Source organism: Streptomyces polyasparticus (genome assembly GCF_014493765.1).
Lineage (GTDB): Bacteria > Actinomycetota > Actinomycetes > Streptomycetales > Streptomycetaceae > Streptomyces > Streptomyces polyasparticus.
Genome location: NZ_JACTVJ010000174.1, coordinates 1 through 510, shown reverse-complemented (window position 1 = coordinate 510; position 510 = coordinate 1). Strand labels below are relative to the sequence as shown.

The 510-nt window shown below is 68.8% G+C and carries 1 protein-coding gene; it reads right to left on the bottom strand.

All coding sequences use genetic code 11. The features are described from left to right. Positions 1-471, bottom strand: a 471-nt coding sequence (locus H9Y04_RS46050; protein ID WP_187820200.1) for a transposase family protein, incomplete at its 3' end; no start/stop codon positions are given. Between the last annotated feature and the right edge of the window lie 39 nt (positions 472-510).

The following is a 510-nucleotide window of genomic DNA, read 5'->3' as shown; positions in this document are numbered from 1 at the left end:
GGCGGCGGTCAGGTCATGCGTGGAGCCGGGCAGAGCGGGCGAGGCCCACAGCAGCCTGCCGAACGGATCGGTCAGGACCTGCACGTTCATGCCGTGACGCTTGTGTTTCCCCGAGTAGTACGGGGTGTCGGCGGCGACCCGGTCGATCGGCAGCAGCGTGCCGTCCAGGATGACGAACGCCTTCGTCCGGGCCGTCTTCATCGCCTCCGCGAGGCTCGGAGCACGTGCCGCCAGGACGTCGATGGCCTCCTGCACGTACCGGTAGACGGTCGCGATCTCGATGCCGAACCCTGCGGAGAGCTGGGCGTAGGTGTCGCCGCACCGCAGATGGGCCAGGACGAGCAGGGCCTGCCGGCCCGCGGTCAGCCGCCGCCACCGCGAGCCGATATCCCGGCGGTGAAGCGCCAACTGGCGAGCGAGGTACCGCAGGTGCACGTTGGACAGATCGATCGCCGACGGGTAGACAAGCACACGAAGCTCCTGCGCAGCACGGTGGATCTTGGTCGTGAC